Below are 17,132 nucleotides of genomic sequence, written 5' to 3'. Positions count from 1 at the left end.
CGCGGTTTCGCCTGCCGGATCCGGCACGGCCCTCAGGCCTCGCCCCGGAGCGCCTTGGCGACGCGCTCGTCGAAGGTGACCAGGTTCCACTCGCGCCGGTTGTCGACGACGGCGTAGCCGTGGGTGACCTTGCCGGTGGCGGTCTGGACGAGCTTGCCGTCGCGGACCACGTAGCAGTCCATCCGCGAGGTGTAGGTGAAGTCCTTGAAGATGTCCTCCACCGTGTAGACGGTGTAGAGCTCCTCCTCCATCAGCGCCTCGTCGACGATCTGGATCTTCGAGTGCGGGCAGGCGGGGATCCAGCGGCGCTCGTCCATCAGGGTCCGCACCGAGATGCCCCGGTCGGCCAGGAACAGGTCGACGACCTCCTCCATCTGGCGCAGGTAGCTGGACATCTGCAGGCGCTCGGAGAAGTGGCAGTACGGGTACGGGATGCGCCACTTCCAGCCGAAGGAGTTGGTGCCGGCGGTGAGCAGGTCGAGCACCGGGTCGGGACCGGTGGTGCCGCGGCCGGCGGACAGCGAGGTGGTGGCCGCGGCGAGGTCGAGCCCGGAGATGTCGGGCGGCGTCTGCAGGCCGCGCACCGGCGTGCCGAGGCGGTCCGTGACGAAGCGGGCGATCGGGGCCGGCGGCTCGCTCGCCTCCTCGATGTAGCTCTCGCGCCGCAGCACGGCCTTGGCCCGGGCGGCGACCAGCTTGGTGTCCTCGCCGTCGCGATCGCCGTTCAGGGTGACGGTGAAGGAGACGGCGGTGTCCTCGTCCCCGGCCTTGGGGACGACCCGGGCCTCGACCGTCTCGTCCATGAAGAGGGCGCTCAGGATGCGGGTGTCGAGCTCGACGAGGTCCACGCCCAGGCCGTGCTCCGTGTAGAGCGCGCGGGCCTCCAGGCCGGCTTCGGCGAAGTGGAGCAGGATGGCTTCCTCGACGAGGTAGTTGATGTGCTTGAATCCGATCCAGGTGCAGATGTTGGCGCCCTCGAAGCGTGTGCGCAGCGGCACCGTCGTCTCGCTGGTGAGGAGCGCCTTGACTGCGCTGTCGGTCACGGTGGTCATCGGAGGTGCTCCCCTGAAGGTGTGGGTCCGGGGCCGCCTGTCGGTCACGCGGCCGGCAAGGTGCTGACGAAGCGATCGACCGCGGCGGCGAGGTCGCCCGCCTGCTCGATCATCAGGAAGTGCCCGCTGCCGGGCAGCAGGTGGAACCGCCCCTGCGGCAGGTCGGCCGCCAGCAGGCGGCCCTCCTCCGGGAGCGCGATGGAGTCGTGCTCGCCCGCGATCACGAGGCAGGGCACGGGGAAGCGTTCGGTGCGCAGCCACGGGGTGGCCAGGTATGTCTCGAAGAACCGGATCCAGCCGTAGGCGCCGACCCGGTCGCGGACCCGGCTGCCGAGCTCCTCGACCAGGTCGTCCGGGACCCGGCCGGCGGCGTGCACCCGCACCCCCTCGGTCATGGTCCGGACGAAGTTCTGGACGGCGGTCTCCACCGACTGCCAGCCGAAGTCCTCGGCCGCGCGGCGGTAGAACGGCGACACCAGGACGAGGGCGCGGATGCCGTACTCGGTGAACGGGTCGGCGCCGCACTCCAGTTGCCGGTGGAGGAACTCCAGCAGGCTGTTGGCCCCCATCGAGTGGCCGACCACCACGCCGGCGCCGCCGGGCACCCCGCGCAGCGCCTCGGCCACGTACGGCACGACGTCGCCCCGCGAGCTCCAGTGGGCCACGCAGTCACCGCGCCAGGGCAGGTCGGCGGCCCAGACCTCGGGGCCGTCACCGTGCCCGCGGTGGGCGAGGAAGGCGTCCCAGACGCTCGCGCTGTTGGCCAGACCGTGGAGCAGCAGCATCCGGCCCCCTCCGGCGGCGCCGGCCGCGCGGCGGTGCACGGCCACCGGCGGCAGTGCGCCGGGCCGGTCCGTCTGCGCCGCGCCCTCGACGACCACGGTGCCGCCGCCGGACATCAGACGGCCGCCGGCCGGAGCAGGACGAGACCGGCGCTGGCGTCGTCGGCGTCGGTACCGGCGCTGGCGACCACCGGCCCGGCGCCGCCGCGGCCGAACCAGCCGACGGCCGCGGCGCACTGGAGCACGCCGAGCGCGCCGGAGGCGGTGCCGAAGCGCTCGCCGAGGTCGTCCCGGGGCACACCGTCGAGCAGGTCCGCGGGCAGGGCGTCCGCCCCCGCGTCCGTCTCGGGCACCTGCCAGAGGGCCGGCCGCTCCCCGGCCGGGCCCGCCAGCCGCGCCAGCGAGGCCGCCAGGCCGGCGCCGCGCACCTCGGCGCCGAGGACCGCCAGACCGGGCACGCCGCGCCCGGCCGCCGACTCCTCGCTCTCCAGCACCACGCCCACCGCGCCGTCGAGCAGCCGGTCGGCGCCGGTGAAGGCGCGCACCGCCGCGTTGTCCGGCTCGACGCCGAGGACCAGCGCGCGGGAGACCCGGCCGGCCCGGATCAGGCCGGCGCCCCAACGGAGCGCGTCCAGCCCGGAGGTGGCACCGTTGCAGAGCATCAGGTTCGGGCCGCGCAGGCCGAAGCGGATGGCCACCGAGGAGGCGACCACGTTGCTGGAGGCGTTCGGCAGGTCCATCGGGCTGCCGGCGGCCGCGGTCTCCCGGGTGATGGTGTCCATCGCCCGGGTGACGGTGTCGAGGTTGCCGTAGTTGGAGCTGACCACCACCGCCACGCTGCCGGCGGCGACCGTCGGGCCCTCCTCGTCCACCAGCGCGGCGTCCTGCAGGGCCGCCCGGGCCGCGCAGTAGGCCAGCTGGGTCGCGCGGTCCTTGTAGCGCAGGCCCTTCTTGCCGACCAGGTCCTTCGGCTCGACCGGCGGGGCGTCGGCGGGCCCCGGCTCGATCAGCTCGGCGGCCGAGGCCGCCCGCGGCAGCACCACGCCGACGCCGCTCACCAGCACGTTCATCGGGCCGCCTCCACGATCGCCACGGCGTTCACGCCGCCGAAGCCGAATGCGTTCAACTGGGCCACTGACATCGGTAGTTCGGCGGCCTCTTCGGTGACGATCCGGAAGCCGGAGGCCTCCTTCACCGGGTCGTCCAGGCCGATGGTCGGGGGCACTCGGCCCTCCGCCAGGGCGATCAGCGTCACCACCAGGTTCAGCAGGCCGGACGCCCCGGAGGTGTGGCCCGTCATGGACTTGATGGCCGTCATGACCGGCCCGCCCGCGGCGTCGCCGAAGGCCTCGCCGAGCGCGATCGCCTCGGTCTCGTCGTTGAGCAGCGTCCCGGTGCCGTGCACCATCACCAGGTCGATGTCGGCGGGCCCGAGGCCGGCCCGGGCGTGGGCCTCCCGGATCGCCTCGGCGATGCCGACCGGGTCGGGCGCGGTGACGTGGTGCGCGTCGCAGTTGACGGCGACGCCGCGCACCAGGCCGTGCACCTTCCGGCCGGCGGCCGGGGTGCGGGTCAGCACGACCGCCGCCGCGCCCTCGCCCATCAGGACGCCCGCGCGGTTGCGGTCGAACGGGCGCACGCGCTCCGGCGGGACCGGCTGGACGCGCTCCAGCAGGCCGTACATGGTCTCGGTGAGCACGTCGACGCCGGCCACGATCACGGTCTCCGCCGTGCCGGCCGCCAGTAGGTCGGTGGCCAGGCCGAGCGCGTAGAGCCCGGCCGAGCACGCGTTGGAGAAGGTGTGGGTGTCGTCGGCGTTGCATTCCCGGCGCAGCGCGGTGCCGAAGTGCAGGTCCTGCGGGGGGAACTCGATGCCGTCGCGCTGCCAGAGCTCGACCGAGCGCAGCTCGCGCAGACCGGTGCCGATCAGGATCGGCACACCGCTCAGGTCGTGCTCGTCGAGGCCCGCGTCGCGGGCGGCCTGGCGGACGGCGTCCAGCAGGAGGGCGGTCGCCCGGCGCGGGACGTCGGCCCCGGGCTCGGGGCGGTCGTCCACCTCGTAGGCGAAGCGGGCGTCGTGGCGGGTGAGGTCGAAGCCCTTGAGCTCGCCCACCCCGGAGACGCCGGCGCACAGGTTGGCGAACAGCTCGGCCGGGTCGCGGCCGACACTGGCCACCGCGCCCATGCCGGTCATGGCCCAGTTCACGCGGCCACCTCGCCGTATTTCCCGAGCAGCACCACGGCATTGTTCCCGCCGAATGCCAGGCCGTTGTTCTGGACGATCCGCAAATCGGCTTCCACGGCCGTGTTCGGCACGCAGTCGACGTCGCATTCGGGGTCGGTGGTGGTGTGGTTGATGGTCGGCGGAATGAAATTGTTGGTGATGGCCAGGGCGCAGCCGATCGCGGAAAGCGCACTCGCCGCGCCCATGGTGTGGCCGATCATCGACTTCATCGAGATGACCTTCGGCGGCTGCGTTCCGAACACCTCGCGGATCGCCCGCGCCTCGGTGACGTCGTTGGCCTTGGTGCCGGTGCCGTGCGCGGAGATCAGGTCCACCTGCTCCGGCTTGATCCCGGCGTTCTCCAGCGCGAGCTCCATGCAGCGGCCCACGCTGTCCTGGTTCGGCGCCACCTGGTGGTAGGCGTCGCAGTTGAGGCCGTAGCCGAGCACCTCGGCGTAGATCCGGGCGCCGCGGGCGAGCGCCGAGTCCAGGCTCTCCAGCACCAGGATGCCGGCGCCCTCACCGGTCAGGATGCCCTTGCGGTCCACGTCGAAGGGCCGGCAGCGGTCGGGGGCGATGGTGCCCAGGCGGTAGAAGCCGGAGAAGGTCTTGCGGCACATCGCGTCCGCGCCGCCGCACAGGGCGAACTCGGCCTCGCCGGAGCGGACCGCGTCGAAACCGTAGCCGATCGCGTAGTTGCCGGCGGCGCAGGCGGTCGGGATCGTCACCGCCTCGACGTCGGCCAGCTCCAGTTCCTGGGCGATGGCCGCGGAGAGCCGGCCGGCCGCGACCCGGCGCGCGGACTCGGGCGCCATGTGCTCGGGGCCGTGCAGGACCTCGGCCTCGACCATGTGGTCGAGGTCGCGGGACTCGCCGTCGGTGGTACCGACGGTGACGACGCCGGGGCGCGAGCGCCAGACCTCCAGGTCCAGCCCGGCGTCGTCGATCGCCATCCGGGCGGCCGCGACGGAGTACTGGGTGGCACGGCCGAGGGTCTCGACCGGCAGGTGGCGGATCCACCGCCCGGGTTCGAACCCGACCACCTCGCACCCGTTGGCGTGGTCGAACCCCTCGACGTCGAACACGGTGATCGGCTTGGCGCCGCTGCTCCCGCTGCGCAGGCCGCGCAGGAACTCACCGGCTCCCATCCCGATGCTGGAGACCACCCCCAGCCCGGTGATCACGACCCTGCGCGGGCCAGCCTGCCCCGACTCTGCCATCCCGACCTCTCCGTCCACTGTTCCGGCCCGTGCCCTGTCCGAACGAACCCGCCGACTACCAGCCGGCGGCCTCCGCGACCACCTCGTAGACGCCCTTGAGGTTCACCATGCGGGCGAGCTCGGACTGGTCGATGGTCACGCTGAATTCCTTCTCAAGACCCGCGAGAATCTCGATGGAACGCAGCGAGTCCGCCTGGTGGTCCTCCTTGAAGAGGCTGGTCTCGGTGACCTCGTCCTCCTCGATCTCCAGAATGTCGCAGACGATCTCCTTGATCTTCTGCACGTTCTCGTCGTACGAAGCCATAATGGGGACCCTTCCTATTCGGTGCGGCTCCTCGCGGCCACTGCCCGGTTTTCTTCCGGAGATCTTTCTAGGGCACCCCCGAGCGGCCCGGCAACGGCCGCTGCAGAAACCTGCCAACTCGCCTCGGGGAAATGGCGATGACCTGCCCGGACGGCTATGACAGCCAGTGGACACGCGCGCGGGGCGGGTCCGGCCGTCCCGACGGGGGCCCGGCCGCCCGACGACACGGAGATCATCACGCTATTCACACCCCCGGGTGATTTCGGCCGATCCGTGTATCTACCGGTGGCTATGATCCACTTCTCGTGACGGAACGTCAGAACAATCGACCGGCCGACGAAGCGGCCGACGTGGTCATCCTCGGTGCCGGGCCGGCCGGGCTGGTCCTCGGCAACCTCCTGCGCGACAGCGGCATCGACTGCGTCGTCCTCGAACGCGCCGACCGCGAACACCTCCGGAGCAGGGCCCGCGCCGGCTACCTCGCCGCCGACACCGTGCGGATCCTGGAGCGCCACGGCCTCGCCGACGGCCTGCACCGGGCCGGCCGGACCCACGGCACCTGCGAGTTCCGCACCGAGGACGGCCGCTTCCGGCTGGACTACGGCCGCCTCGGCCGCGGCGAGCGGCACACCGTCTACCCCCAGCAGGAGCTGGTCACCGACCTGCTGAACCGGTTCGTCGACGCCGGCGGGCGGATCCGGTTCGAGACCGAGGCCCTGGCCGTGCACGACGCGGACGGCCCGCACCCGACCGTCACGGCGCGCGAGCCGGACGGGCGCCCCACCCGCTGGCGGGGCCGGTACGTCGCCGGCTGCGACGGCCGCCACGGCGCCGCGCGGCGGTCGCTGCCCCCGGGCGCCCTGCGCCACCACCACGACCACGGCGCCACCTGGCTCGGCCTGCTGGTCCAGGCCCCGCCCAGCCTCGACGCCGTCGGTTACGCCGTGCACCGGCGCGGCTTCGCCGGCCACATGGCCCGCACCGCCGAGGTCACCCGCTACTACCTGCAGTGCGACCGCGGCACCCCGGCCGACGCCTGGCCCGAGGAGCGCATCTGGCACGAGCTGGACCTGCGGATGCGCGCCGCCGACCACGGCCCGCTGCACCGGGGCCCGGTCATCCACCGCACCGTCGTCGACCTCGACTCCGACGTCGTCGAGCCGCTGCGCCACGGCGCCCTCCTGCTCGCCGGCGACGCCGCGAGCGTGCTCAGCCCCTCCGCCGCCAAGGGCGCCAACCTCGCGGTGCTGGAGGCGGAGCTCCTCGCCGAGGCCCTCGTCGACGACCTCGCGCACGGCTACCCGCGGGCCCTGGACCAGTACTCGCGCCGCTGCCTGGCCCACATCTGGCGCGCCCAGGAGTTCTCGCACTGGATGGTCCGCCTGCTGCACGCCGTGCCCGGCCCGTACGGCCGGTCGCCGTTCGAGGACTCCCTGCGCCGCGCGCGCCTGGAGTCGCTGCGCACCTCGCGCACCCACCAGGACTGGTTCGCCGAGAACTACGTCGGCGTCTGAGCGCCACCCCCGAGCACCGGAACGAGGACGCCCCGCCATGACCACGACCGCCACCACTCCCCCGGCCGCGCCCGCCCCTGCGGAGCCCGCCGCCGCGACCTCCCCGGACGACGCGACCCGGCTGCGCACGACGGCCGACTTCGTCCGGCGCCAGGACACCGCCGCCCTGCTCCCGCTCCTGCTGCCCGGCCTCGACGGCCCCGAACTGCGGGCCCTGGCACGCCACACCCGGTTCGCGCACGCCGCGCTGCTCGTCTTCCCGCCGGGGCCGCAGGCCCTGCGCGCGGACCTGGCCGCCTGCGGGCTGGCCGCCGACACGCCGGCCCACCCGAGCGTCATCGTCCGGCAGCGGCTCGCCCTGCGGCACCGGCGCGACCCGGGCGAGCTGGACGTCGGGATCCTGCGCCCCGCCGTCCGCGGCAGCGACGGGACGCACCGCACGGTCGAGGTGTTCGCCCTGACCGTGCCGCCGGGCTCGGACCTGGACGGCCTCGCCGAGCACGAGCGGGCCCACCAGCACGAGGCGCACCTCGCCTTCGAGGTGGCCGACCCGGACCCGCTGGTGCTGCGCGGCCTGTGCGCGATCCTCACGCGCCACGGCGCGACCGCCGACGGCGGCGGGTACAACCCCCACGAGGACGGCACGGTCCTCTACTTCACCGCGCCCGCCGGCTCCCGGACGGGCTACCGGCGGGTGGAGCTCTACGCGCACGGCGACCATCGCGACGTGCTCGCCGCCCACCTGGACGAGCAGCGCGCACAGCGGCCCGCCGAGGCCCTCCTGCGCCGGCTCACCGGCGCGTGGACGACCCAGGCCCTCGCGGCCTGCGCCCAGCTCGGCGTGCCCGACGCCATGGACACCGAGGTGGCCACCGACGGAGAGGCGCTGGCCCGGCGGCTCGGCGCCCACCCGGGCAGCCTCGCCACGCTGCTGCGCTACCTCGCGATGCTCGGCGTGGTGGCCCGGGAGGGCGAGGCCGCCTTCCGGCTCACCGGCCTCGGCGCCCTGCTGCGCACCGACACCCCGGGGTCGCTGCGCCCGTTGGCCCTGCTGTACGGAGGCCCGTTCTACCGCTCCTTCGCCGGCCTCGCGCACACCGTGCGGACCGGGGAGACCGCCTTCGACCACCTCTTCGGCGAGAACCACTTCGACCACTTCGCCCGCGACCCCGAGCTCGCCGAGCTGTTCGACCGGTCCATGGCCGCGAGCTCCCACATGTTCGAGCAGTTGCCCGCCCACCCCGTCCTCACGGCCGCGGGCCGGGCACCGGCCCCCGCGACCGTCGTCGACGTCGCCGGAGGCAACGGCGAGCTGCTCGGCCGCATCCTCGACGCGCACCCCCGCCTGCGCGGCGTCCTCCTCGAACGCCCGCACGTCGTCGAGGCCGCCCGCCGCCGGCTCGACGCGGCCGGCTGCGGCGACCGATGCGGCTACCGGGCGGGTGACTTCGCGGACGTCCCCGCGGGCGGCGACGTCTACCTCCTCTCCCGGGTGCTGCACGACTGGGACGACGAACGCTGCCGCGAGATCCTGCGCCACTGTGCCCGCGCGATGCCCGCCCACGCCGACCTGCTCGTCGTCGAGCGCATCCTGCCCGCCGACGGCTCGGCCTCCCTGGCCACCGCCTGGGACCTGCACATGATGTGCAACGTCGGCGGCCGGGAACGCCGCGAGGACCACTACGCCCGGCTCCTCGCCGACGCGGGGCTCACCCTCGTGGACCGCTCGCCGCTGCCCCTGGACGCCAGCGTCCTGCACGCCCGCAAGGCCGCCGCGCCCCGCCTGGTCCCCCGCCCCGCGCCGTGAGCGGCGCGGCGCGGCGCTCGGACCCCACAGGCAGCGGACCCCACCCCCTGGGCACCCCGGCCGGTGGGCGGAGGGGGTGGCGCGGCGATGCCTAGCCGCGGTCCGGAGGTGGGGGGGCGGTGGGGGACGCGGTCGGTTCGGCTCGGGTGTAGAGGACTTCGCGGGCCTGCTCCGCGGCGCGCACGATGCCCTCGGAGACGAAGTCGAGGAAGCGGGCGACGTTCTCCAGGCGGGTGGCGGCCGGGGTGCCGGGGCCGAGGATGGTGACGCCCTGCCGTGCGGCCTCGACGAACTTGGCGTTGTCCCGGGCGCTGCGGATCATCGACTGGTACCAGAGGTCGTCATCGACGATGTAGCGCTCCCGGCGGCGCTCGTCGCGTTCCCTCCGGACGAGGTCCAGGCTCTCCAGGAACGTGATCGCCTTGGAGACGGACGCCGGGCTGACCTGGAGGTGCTGGGCGAGTTCGGACGCGGTGAGGCTGCCGGCGTCGGTGGCGTAGAGGCTGGCCATCACCCGCGCCGTCATCCTGGGCAGGCCCGACTGCATGAGGATGGTGGTGAGCATCTCCTCGAAGTCGCGCACGGCGTCGGCGTCGCGCCCGTTCAGCTGGGGGGCCGACTCCGGCCCCCGTGAGGAGGCGGGCCTGCGCCGGTGGGCACGGCGTTCGGTGGCGCGGTGGGCCAGGTCGGCGCGGTAGGCGGTGGGTCCGCCGTTGCGCATCACCTCACGCGTGATCGTCGAGGTCGGACGCTCGAGGCGACGCCCGATCTCGGCGTAGGGGAGGCTGTCGGCCAGCCCCAGCGCGATCTGCTGGCGTTCCTGCTGGGTGAGCCTGCCTCCCGGCATCGCGATCTCCTCGGTGGGTCGTCCATCGGTGGTCCCTGCTCGCAGAGCATAGCGTTCACTCCTCACTCATTGCAATGATTCAGACTCCCGCCATTGCGTTACCTTCCCACCAGTTGCAACGATTTACCGTCAACGAACTGGAGTTATGTGGATTACTCGCAACGAGCTTGTTGCCACAACACAGAAAGCAACGTAGCGTTTCCGGCACAAGAAAGAGCGAGCCCAGGAGGGCACGATGCAGAAGTTCGACACCCCCGCACCGATCGCGGCCGTCCTGGACGTCCCGGCCGGGCGCATTCAGCTGATCGCCGCCGATCGCGCCGACACCGTCGTCGAGGTCCTGCCCGCCGACCCCGCCAAGCGGCGCGACGTCCGCGCGGCCGAGCAGACCACCGCCGCCTACGCCGACGGCGTCCTGCGGATCCACACGTCCGGCTCCGGGAACCAGTTGTTCGGGCCTTCAGGATCCGTGGAGATCACCGTCAGGCTGCCCTCCGACTCCCGCGTCGAGGCCAGGAGCGCCGCCTCCGAACTCCGCGGCGTCGGCCGCCTCGGCGACGTCGTCTTCGAGAGCGCGTACCGCCAGATCAAGATCGACGAAGCCGCGAGCGTCCGCCTCACCGCGACCGACGGCGACGTCGCGATCGGCCGGCTCAACGGCCCCGCCGAGATCAGCACCCAGCGGGGCGACATCCGGATCGCCGAGGCCGTCCGCGGCACGGTCGTCCTCACCACCCGGTCCGGCGACATCACCGTCGGCGCCGCCGCCGGCGTCTCCGCCACCCTGGACGCCGGCACCGGCCACGGCCGCATCAGCAACGCCCTCAAGAACAACGGCAGCACCGAACTCGGTATCCGCGCCACCACCTCTCACGGCGACATCACCGCTCACAGCCTCTGAGCCGCACCCACCACGGTCCGCGCCCGGCCCGGCACCCGCGCCCACGGCCACAGCCACAGCCACAGCCGGACCCGAACCCAGGCCCGGACCCGCGGATCGACCGCTCCCGCACCGCCGCCCCCGCCACCCCCGCCACTTCAGCCTTCGAACCGGAGGGTTCCATGGCCCCACCTGTCATGCCCACGCCCAGGAAGCCCGGCGAGGCGCGGTCGCCCGCCGCCGTCTCCGCCGTCGGCCTGCGCAAGTCGTACGGGGAGAAGACCGTCCTCGACGGGATCGACCTGCGCATCCCCGCCGGCTCGGTGTTCGCACTGCTCGGGCCGAACGGCGCCGGCAAGACCACCACGGTGCAGATCCTCTCCACCCTCATCACCGCCGACGGCGGGCACGCCCAGGTCGCGGGCCACGACCTCACCGCCGCCCCCCAGGCCGTGCGCGCCGCGATCGGCGTCACCGGGCAGTTCTCCGCCGTCGACGGCCTGATCACCGGCGAGGAGAACATGCTCCTCATGGCGGACCTGCACCACCTGCCCCGGCGCGAGGGGCGCCGGGCGGCCGCCGAACTGCTGGAGCGCTTCGACCTCACCGACGCCGCGAAGAAGCCCGCCTCGACTTACTCCGGCGGCATGAAACGCCGCCTGGACATCGCCATGACCCTGATCGGCGACCCGCGGATCATCTACCTCGACGAGCCGACCACCGGCCTCGACCCCCGCTCCCGGCACAACATGTGGCGGATCATCCGAGAGCTGGTCGCCGGTGGCGTCACCGTCCTCCTCACCACCCAGTACCTGGAGGAGGCCGACGAGCTCGCCGACCGCATCGCCGTCCTCAACGACGGCAGGATCGTCGCCGAGGGCACCGCCGACGAGCTGAAGCGACTGGTCCCGGGCGGGCACGTCCGCCTCCGCTTCACCGATCCGGCCGCCTACCGGTCGGCCGCCACCGCCCTGCCGGAGGCCACCGCCGACGACGAGGCGCTGGCGCTGCAGATCCCCAGCGACGGCAGCCAGCGCGAACTGCGCGCCGTCCTCGACCGGTTGGACTCCGCCGGGATCGAGGCGGACGAGCTCACCGTGCACACGCCAGACCTCGACGACGTGTTCTTCGCCCTGACCGGCGGCTCCACCCCTCCGGACCAGCCCAAGGAGAACGTCCGATGAGCTCGCTCCCCCTCGCCGTCCGGGACTCGTCCACGATGCTGCGGCGCAACCTGCTGCACGCGCGGCGCTACCCGTCCCTGACCCTGAACCTGCTGCTGACCCCGGTCATGCTGCTGCTGCTCTTCGTCTACGTCTTCGGCGACACGATGAGCGCGGGCATCGGCGGCGGCGCCGACCGCTCCCGGTACATCGCCTACCTCGTCCCCGGCCTCCTGCTGATGACCATCGGCAGCACCACGATCGGGACGGCGGTCTCCGTCTCCAACGACATGACCGAGGGCATCATCGCCCGCTTCCGCACGATGGCGATCCACCGCGGCTCCGTGCTCGTCGGACACGTCGTCGGCAGCGTGCTGCAGGCGGTCGTGAGCGTGCTCCTCGTCGGCGCCGTCGGCGTGGCCATCGGCTTCCGCACCACGGACGCCACGCCGTTGGAGTGGCTCGCGGCCTTCGGCCTGCTGGTGCTGTTCGCCCTGGCGCTCACCTGGATCGCGGTCGGCATGGGCCTGGTCAGCCCGAACGCCGAGGCGGCGAGCAACAACGCGATGCCGCTGATCTTCCTGCCGCTGATCTCCAGCGCCTTCGTCCCGGTCGACGCGATGCCGGGGTGGTTCCAGCCGATCGCCGAGTACCAGCCGTTCACCCCCGCCATCGAGACCCTGCGCGGACTGCTGCTCGGCACCGGGATCGGCGACAACTGGTGGATCGCCCTGGCCTGGTGCCTCGGCCTCATCGTCCTCGGCCGTCACTGGTCGAAGACCGTCTTCGACCGCGGCCCGAAGTGACCTCGCGGACTGCGGCCCGACCCGTAGTCCGCCCGTCCCCACCCGCGGGGCGGCGCGCACCGGCACCCCGCCGGTGCGCGCCGCCCCGCGCGCGGTCAGGACGGTCGCGACGGTGGTCGGCCGCGCGTTGCAGGACTGTTGCACGGGAAGTGGCGCCCCTCACAGCCGTTCGGCGCGTCGCGTGGTCGCATCGGAGGATGCGTCGACTCCCAGAGATCACCGGCATGCTGACGATCCACCGGCCCGTGGCGGCCGCAGCGGCCGCGGTCGCCGTCGCCCTGGTCGCGGGCTGCGGGTCCGTGGCGGCGACGACCGCGGCACCGGGGGCTTCCGGGAGCGCCGGGCCGTGCGGGACTCGGTCGGCGTCGGCGGCGCCCGCCGGGCGGAGCGACGTGCGGATCACCGCCGCCGGCCCGAGCTGCGCGGAGTACGAGGTGACCAATCCGGGCAGCGAGCCGTCCGACGTCACGGTGGTCTTCAGCCTGCTCTCCGCGGACGGCGGCGCGCTGGACAGCGTGACGCGGACCGTGCCGGCGATCGCTCCCGGCGCCACCGTGCCGGCACGGGTCGACCTGGGCGGGTGGGCGGCCCCGCAGGCCGGCGCCGGGCCGCGGGTGAGGATCCTCCAGGTCCGCCGGGTGCCCAGCGCCGAGGCGCCGCAGCCCGCCGGCCCGTGCCCGGCGTCAGGTCTTCGCCTGTACGCCGACAGAGGCGACGCCGCCATGGGGCTGCGCGTGGTCGGCCTCCACCTGCGCAACTGCGGCAGCACCACGGTGACCGTCAACGGCTACCCGGAACTGCAACTGCTCGACCTGGAGCACCGGCCGATCGACGGCGTGCGCATCCTGCCGGGTGGCGCCGAGATCGCCACCGGCACCGGCGCGGACGACCTGCCGCAGGAGATCGCGCTGCGTCCGGGAGAGGGCGCCCGTTCCGCCATCGTGTGGCGCAACACCACGCAGGACGGCACCCCGGTGAACGCCCCCTACGTACGGATCCGGGCCTTCCCGGACGCGGCCCCCGTCATGGTCACTCCGGAACTCGACCTCGGCACCACCGGACGCCTCGGCGTCGGCGCCTGGAAGAGGGAGGACGTTCCGGCCTGACCCGCTCGTCACGCCGGACCCTCCGGAAGGCCTGACCCGGGCCGGCTCCCGGTACCGCCCGCCCGGTCGGTGCGGCCGCACCGGCCGGCCGCGTTCTCGTCACTCCCCGGCGGATCGGCGGTTGCGGTCCGGGTGGTGGACGCTGAGGTCGCCGTAGGCCGGCAGCACGCCGGCCGGGTCGCCGGGCTCGTCGCGCAGCACCGCGTCCGGGAAGGCCAGGGTGGCTGCGGCCACGATGCGCGGGCTCTCGGTGTGCCCCGGGGAGCCGACCGCGAAGTCGCCCGACGGGGTGGGGAACACGGGTACGGGAAAGGCCCAGGCCTCCACCGGGCCCACGCAGGCCCGCGCCGGGCCCGGGTCGGGGCCGGAGGTCGGAAGCGGTGCGGGAACGAGCGCCGGACGCTCCAGCTCCCGGAGGCTCCCCTCCCGGGAATGCTCCGGTACGACCGTGCTCGGGTCCGGCGCGCCCCGGCCGCGGATGCGGCGGCGACCGCACCACGACGGATACGTTTGGCACCCGAACCGTTCCGTTCAGTGAGGTGCCGTGATGCCGTACTCGCCGCTGCTGATCAAGCCCATGAAGGAAGAACTGACGTCGATCGGGTTCAAGGACCTGCTGACCGCCGCCGAGGTCGACGCCGCCATGAGGGAGGCGGACACCGGCGTGACCCTGGTGGCCGTCAACAGCGTGACCGGCGCCGCGGCGGGCATGGCCCGCCCCGGCGTCCGAATCGCCCTGGAGGGCGACGGGAAGCACCCGGACCGGCTGCTCACCGTCTTCGACGACCAGGACCTGGAGGCCACCTCGCAGATGCGCAGCTACTTCCCCGACATCCCGCCGTCCCACCCGTCGTTCGCCCTGTTCAAGGACGGCGAGATCGTCTACTTCATCCCGCGCCACCGGATCGAGGGCCGCGACGCCCTCCAGGTGGCCGCCGAGCTCACCGCCGCCTTCGAGGAGCACTGCCCGTAGGCGCAGGTCCGCCCGTCACGACGGTCACCCCGACGCTCCCGGCACCCGCCGGGAGCGTCGGCCGGGAAACGGCGCGGAAAGCAGCCGGAGAGCACGGTCCCAGGGCCGTCCGGAAGGTCACGCTCGGGACCGCCTACCGGAGATGCCCCGTCACCCGCTGGAGCGGATCGGCCACGAGACCGAACACCGCTGGATCCGGTCCGGTGCGCCCCGGCCCGGGCCGTACCGGGCGAACGAGCCGCGCCGCCGTTCGCGGTGACGGATCACGCAGCCCTCCGGACCTCACCCGTCCTGATCGGTCGTCAGCGAACCTCCTATGATGGGTGCGTGGACGGATGGACTGGGGGGCTGGTGGGGCGGGGCGCCGGGGCGGACGCCTGCCTCGGTCTTCCGGCCTCGGCCGAGGCCGCGGACCAGCCGGTCGCGGTCTGGGCCGCACTGCGGGACCGACCGCTGCGCTTCCCGTTCACCCGCCATCCGCTGAACTGCTGGGCCTACCTGGTGAGCGGCGCCGCGCTCGGCCTGCTGGTGACGGTCCTGCTGGTCGCGCTCGCCTTCGTCGGCCTCGGACTCTGCGTGGTCGGTGTCGGGCTGCCCATGCTGCTCGCGGCCGCTCTCGCCGGAGTGCCGGCCGGCGCCCTGGAGCGCCGTCGGCTGCGCCTGGTCGAGCCCGGTCCCGTACCCGACCCGCACCGCGCGCTGCCCGGGGCAGGCCGCCGGGCCTGGCTGCGGACCCGGTTGCGCGAACGTGCGACCTGGCGCGAGCTCGCCCACACCGCTCTGGTCGTCCCCGCGCTCACGGCCGCCGGGCTCGGCCTCACCGCCCTGCTGCTGTTCTCGGGCGCCCTGGTGGTCAGCCCGGTGATCGTCTGGTTGCTCGCCCCCGAGACCGTGATGCTGATCCCCGGCCACGCGGTCCCCGGGCCGTTCCACGCGCTCCCGGCCACCGCCGTCGGCCTGGCCGGGCTCCTGCTCGCCTGCTACGCGGGCGCGTTGCTCAGCACGTTGCACGTACGGGCTGCCCGGCTGCTGCTCGGTCCCCGCGAGCAGGACCTCGGTCGGCAGGTCCTTGAGCTGACCCGCTCCCGTGCCCGGTTGGCCGACGCCTTCGAGGCCGAGCGCCGCCGGATCGAACGCGACCTGCACGACGGCGCCCAGCAGCAGCTCGTCGCGCTCACCATGACCCTCGGCCTCGCCGCCCACGAGCTGCGCGAGTCCACCACCGCCCCGGCCGGCGCCGGCCGGGGCGGGACCGCGGCGGACGGAATCCCCGCGGCCGGCACGGTCGGCGTCCCGGCCGCGGCGGCACTGGTGGAGCGCGCACGCGCGGAAGCCCGACACGCACTGGAGCAGCTGCGCGACCTGGTCCGCGGGATCCATCCCCAGGTGCTCACCGACCACGGACTGGCCGCTGCCGTTGCCGAGGTCGCGTTGCGCCATCCCATCCCGGTCGAGGTCGACCTCGACCTGCCCGGCCGGCTGCCCGGTCCGGTCGAGACCACCGCCTACTTCACCGTCACCGAGGCGCTCACCAACACCGCCAAGCACAGCGGCGCCGGCACTGTCACCGTCCACGGCCGGGTCGTGGGCGGCCGGCTGGAGCTCCAGGTGACCGACGACGGCCGCGGCGGGGCCGACCCGGCTGCCGGGGCCGGGCTGCAGGGACTGGCCGACCGGGCGGCGATCCTGAGAGGACGACTGATGCTGACCAGCCCGATCGGCGGGCCGACCAAGCTCCGGCTGGAGGTGCCGTGCTCCGGCTAGTCATCGCCGAGGACGCCGTGCTCCTGCGGGCCGGGTTGGTCGAACTCCTCACCCGCGGCGGCCACCAGGTGGTCGCCGCCGTCGGTGACGCAACCGCGCTCACCGCCGCCGTCGACGCTCACCGGCCGGACGTCGTCGTCACCGACGTGAGGATGCCGCCCGGCTTCCGCGACGAGGGCCTGCACGCCGCCCTCGACCTCCGCGAGCGCCACACCGGCCTCCCCGTGCTCGTCCTCTCCCAGTACGTGGCCACCCCCTATGCGACGAGGCTGCTCGGTGCGGCCGGGGCGCAGCGGGCCGGTCTCGGCTACCTGCTGAAGGACCGGGTCGGCGAGGTGGGCGATTTCCTGGACGCACTGCGCAGGGTGGCGGCCGGGGAGACCGTGATCGACCCGCAGGTCGTCCGGGTCCTGCTCCATCAGCAGGCCCCCGATCGCCCGCTCGCCCGTCTCACCCCGCGCGAGCGGGAGGTGCTGGGGCTGATGGCGGAGGGTCTCAACAACCAGGCCATCGGTGCCCGCCTGAGCATCACCGAGGCCTCGGTGGTCAAGCATTGCGGGAACATCTTCATGAAGCTGGACCTCGACCCGGCCGAGGGCAATCGGCGGGTTCTCGCCGTCCTCGCCCACCTGCGTGGCGAGTAGCCGCTCCCGGAGGCGCCCGGTCCGCCGGGAGGCCGTCGAGACGGCG

Annotated in this window: 17 protein-coding genes; 9 read left to right on the top strand and 8 right to left on the bottom strand. The window is 73.7% G+C overall.

Features of this window, described 5'->3' with window-relative positions:
* Positions 1–32 precede the first annotated feature (32 nt).
* Genes ACF9IK_RS29045 through ACF9IK_RS29020 form a run of 6 tightly spaced genes read right to left on the bottom strand, consistent with a single transcriptional unit; the run spans position 33 to position 5,582 of the window.
* On the bottom strand, positions 33–1,052 hold the full coding sequence (locus ACF9IK_RS29045; RefSeq protein WP_395297032.1) for a hypothetical protein: 1,020 nt from the start codon (positions 1,050–1,052) through the stop codon (positions 33–35).
* A gap of 44 nt (positions 1,053–1,096) precedes the next feature.
* On the bottom strand, positions 1,097–1,951 hold the full coding sequence (locus tag ACF9IK_RS29040; protein WP_395297031.1) for an alpha/beta fold hydrolase: 855 nt from the start codon (positions 1,949–1,951) through the stop codon (positions 1,097–1,099).
* Positions 1,951–2,904 carry a beta-ketoacyl synthase N-terminal-like domain-containing protein gene (locus ACF9IK_RS29035; RefSeq protein WP_395297030.1) on the bottom strand — a complete coding sequence of 318 codons (954 nt, stop codon included), beginning with the start codon at positions 2,902–2,904 and terminating at the stop codon, positions 1,951–1,953. Before ACF9IK_RS29035 ends, ACF9IK_RS29040 begins: the two co-directional genes overlap by 1 nt.
* On the bottom strand, positions 2,901–4,040 hold the full coding sequence (locus ACF9IK_RS29030) for a beta-ketoacyl-[acyl-carrier-protein] synthase family protein (RefSeq protein ID WP_395297029.1): 1,140 nt from the start codon (positions 4,038–4,040) through the stop codon (positions 2,901–2,903). Before ACF9IK_RS29030 ends, ACF9IK_RS29035 begins: the two co-directional genes overlap by 4 nt.
* Positions 4,037–5,278 (bottom strand): beta-ketoacyl-[acyl-carrier-protein] synthase family protein, encoded by a 1,242-nt coding sequence (locus ACF9IK_RS29025; RefSeq protein ID WP_395297028.1) that lies wholly within the window; start codon positions 5,276–5,278, stop codon positions 4,037–4,039. Before ACF9IK_RS29025 ends, ACF9IK_RS29030 begins: the two co-directional genes overlap by 4 nt.
* A gap of 55 nt (positions 5,279–5,333) precedes the next feature.
* The gene (locus tag ACF9IK_RS29020; RefSeq protein WP_313762829.1) at positions 5,334–5,582 is read right to left on the bottom strand and encodes an acyl carrier protein; all 249 of its coding nucleotides are present in this window, start codon (positions 5,580–5,582) and stop codon (positions 5,334–5,336) included.
* Positions 5,583–5,932: 350 nt separating this feature from the next.
* Between ACF9IK_RS29020 and ACF9IK_RS29015 the strand changes: the two genes are divergently transcribed.
* Both ACF9IK_RS29015 and ACF9IK_RS29010 read left to right on the top strand, forming a co-directional pair.
* Positions 5,933–7,096: a 4-hydroxybenzoate 3-monooxygenase gene (locus ACF9IK_RS29015; RefSeq protein ID WP_395298713.1), complete on the top strand. Its 1,164-nt coding sequence runs from the start codon at positions 5,933–5,935 to the stop codon at positions 7,094–7,096.
* Positions 7,097–7,133: 37 nt separating this feature from the next.
* The gene (locus ACF9IK_RS29010) at positions 7,134–8,903 is read left to right on the top strand and encodes a methyltransferase (protein ID WP_395297027.1); all 1,770 of its coding nucleotides are present in this window, start codon (positions 7,134–7,136) and stop codon (positions 8,901–8,903) included.
* Between the two features lie 91 nt (positions 8,904–8,994).
* Here the strand turns inward: ACF9IK_RS29010 and ACF9IK_RS29005 are convergent, their stop codons facing one another.
* The gene (locus tag ACF9IK_RS29005) at positions 8,995–9,750 is read right to left on the bottom strand and encodes a helix-turn-helix domain-containing protein (protein WP_395297026.1); all 756 of its coding nucleotides are present in this window, start codon (positions 9,748–9,750) and stop codon (positions 8,995–8,997) included.
* A 235-nt stretch (positions 9,751–9,985) separates the two neighbouring features.
* Between ACF9IK_RS29005 and ACF9IK_RS29000 the strand changes: the two genes are divergently transcribed.
* The 4 genes from ACF9IK_RS29000 (at position 9,986) to ACF9IK_RS28985 (ending at position 13,705) form a co-directional block, all read left to right on the top strand.
* Positions 9,986–10,651 carry a DUF4097 family beta strand repeat-containing protein gene (locus tag ACF9IK_RS29000; protein WP_395297025.1) on the top strand — a complete coding sequence of 222 codons (666 nt, stop codon included), beginning with the start codon at positions 9,986–9,988 and terminating at the stop codon, positions 10,649–10,651.
* A 161-nt stretch (positions 10,652–10,812) separates the two neighbouring features.
* Positions 10,813–11,814, top strand: a complete 1,002-nt coding sequence (locus tag ACF9IK_RS28995) for an ATP-binding cassette domain-containing protein (protein ID WP_395297024.1) — start codon at positions 10,813–10,815, stop codon at positions 11,812–11,814.
* The gene (locus ACF9IK_RS28990) at positions 11,811–12,599 is read left to right on the top strand and encodes an ABC transporter permease (protein ID WP_395297023.1); all 789 of its coding nucleotides are present in this window, start codon (positions 11,811–11,813) and stop codon (positions 12,597–12,599) included. The genes ACF9IK_RS28995 and ACF9IK_RS28990 overlap by 4 nt, the downstream gene beginning before the upstream one ends.
* 197 nt (positions 12,600–12,796) lie before the next feature.
* A complete protein-coding gene (locus ACF9IK_RS28985; protein ID WP_395297022.1) occupies positions 12,797–13,705 on the top strand; it encodes a DUF4232 domain-containing protein in 909 nt (302 codons plus the stop codon).
* Between the two features lie 99 nt (positions 13,706–13,804).
* On the opposite strand, the gene ACF9IK_RS28980 is transcribed toward ACF9IK_RS28985, so the two are convergent.
* The gene (locus ACF9IK_RS28980) at positions 13,805–14,005 is read right to left on the bottom strand and encodes a hypothetical protein (RefSeq protein ID WP_395297021.1); all 201 of its coding nucleotides are present in this window, start codon (positions 14,003–14,005) and stop codon (positions 13,805–13,807) included.
* Positions 14,006–14,252: 247 nt separating this feature from the next.
* Between ACF9IK_RS28980 and ACF9IK_RS28975 the strand changes: the two genes are divergently transcribed.
* From ACF9IK_RS28975 to ACF9IK_RS28965, 3 genes are all read left to right on the top strand, one after another.
* Positions 14,253–14,678 carry a BrxA/BrxB family bacilliredoxin gene (locus tag ACF9IK_RS28975; protein ID WP_395297020.1) on the top strand — a complete coding sequence of 142 codons (426 nt, stop codon included), beginning with the start codon at positions 14,253–14,255 and terminating at the stop codon, positions 14,676–14,678.
* 438 nt (positions 14,679–15,116) lie between these two features.
* The gene (locus ACF9IK_RS28970) at positions 15,117–16,442 is read left to right on the top strand and encodes a sensor histidine kinase (protein ID WP_395298712.1); all 1,326 of its coding nucleotides are present in this window, start codon (positions 15,117–15,119) and stop codon (positions 16,440–16,442) included.
* A complete protein-coding gene (locus ACF9IK_RS28965; RefSeq protein ID WP_395297019.1) occupies positions 16,430–17,086 on the top strand; it encodes a response regulator in 657 nt (218 codons plus the stop codon). Before ACF9IK_RS28970 ends, ACF9IK_RS28965 begins: the two co-directional genes overlap by 13 nt.
* The last annotated feature ends 46 nt before the right edge of the window (positions 17,087–17,132 follow it).

Source organism: Kitasatospora hibisci (genome assembly GCF_043950205.1).
Classification (GTDB): domain Bacteria; phylum Actinomycetota; class Actinomycetes; order Streptomycetales; family Streptomycetaceae; genus Kitasatospora; species Kitasatospora hibisci.
This window is presented reverse-complemented; position numbering and strand designations above follow the sequence as displayed.

Coding starts and splice junctions, on each gene's coding strand:
- ACF9IK_RS29045 (WP_395297032.1), bottom strand. CDS start 1,052: ATGACCACCGTGACCGACAGCGCAGTCAAGGCGCTCCTCACCAGCGAG.
- ACF9IK_RS29040 (WP_395297031.1), bottom strand. CDS start 1,951: ATGTCCGGCGGCGGCACCGTGGTCGTCGAGGGCGCGGCGCAGACGGAC.
- ACF9IK_RS29035 (WP_395297030.1), bottom strand. CDS start 2,904: ATGAACGTGCTGGTGAGCGGCGTCGGCGTGGTGCTGCCGCGGGCGGCC.
- ACF9IK_RS29025 (WP_395297028.1), bottom strand. CDS start 5,278: ATGGCAGAGTCGGGGCAGGCTGGCCCGCGCAGGGTCGTGATCACCGGG.
- ACF9IK_RS29020 (WP_313762829.1), bottom strand. CDS start 5,582: ATGGCTTCGTACGACGAGAACGTGCAGAAGATCAAGGAGATCGTCTGC.
- ACF9IK_RS29010 (WP_395297027.1), top strand. CDS start 7,134: ATGACCACGACCGCCACCACTCCCCCGGCCGCGCCCGCCCCTGCGGAG.
- ACF9IK_RS29005 (WP_395297026.1), bottom strand. CDS start 9,750: ATGCCGGGAGGCAGGCTCACCCAGCAGGAACGCCAGCAGATCGCGCTG.
- ACF9IK_RS29000 (WP_395297025.1), top strand. CDS start 9,986: ATGCAGAAGTTCGACACCCCCGCACCGATCGCGGCCGTCCTGGACGTC.
- ACF9IK_RS28995 (WP_395297024.1), top strand. CDS start 10,813: ATGGCCCCACCTGTCATGCCCACGCCCAGGAAGCCCGGCGAGGCGCGG.
- ACF9IK_RS28990 (WP_395297023.1), top strand. CDS start 11,811: ATGAGCTCGCTCCCCCTCGCCGTCCGGGACTCGTCCACGATGCTGCGG.
- ACF9IK_RS28985 (WP_395297022.1), top strand. CDS start 12,797: ATGCGTCGACTCCCAGAGATCACCGGCATGCTGACGATCCACCGGCCC.
- ACF9IK_RS28975 (WP_395297020.1), top strand. CDS start 14,253: ATGCCGTACTCGCCGCTGCTGATCAAGCCCATGAAGGAAGAACTGACG.